The sequence below is a fragment of the Streptococcus sp. 1453 genome (genome assembly GCF_013276955.1).
GTDB lineage: Bacteria > Bacillota > Bacilli > Lactobacillales > Streptococcaceae > Streptococcus.
The window spans coordinates 1-221 of sequence record NZ_VMLZ01000023.1 but is presented as its reverse complement, the minus strand read 5'-3'; the positions used below and the strand labels follow the sequence as shown (position 1 = coordinate 221).

At 52.9% G+C, this 221-nt stretch carries 1 protein-coding gene; it reads left to right on the top strand.

Annotated elements, in window-relative coordinates; genetic code table 11:
* Positions 1-221 (top strand): hypothetical protein (locus tag HW098_RS09775; protein WP_176139978.1); only part of this gene is annotated, 221 nt, incomplete at both ends.

Below are 221 nucleotides of genomic sequence, written 5' to 3'. Positions count from 1 at the left end.
GCGAGCCAATCAGCTTCTGAGTCTGCCTCAACAAGTGCCTCAACGAGCGCGAGCCAGTCAGCTTCTGAGTCAGCCTCAACAAGTGCTTCAACGAGCGCGAGCCAATCAGCTTCTGAATCGGCATCGACAAGTGCTTCAACCAGTGCAAGTCAATCAGCGTCTGAATCAGCATCAACAAGTGCGAGCCAGTCAGCTTCTGAGTCAGCATCAACAAGTGCAAG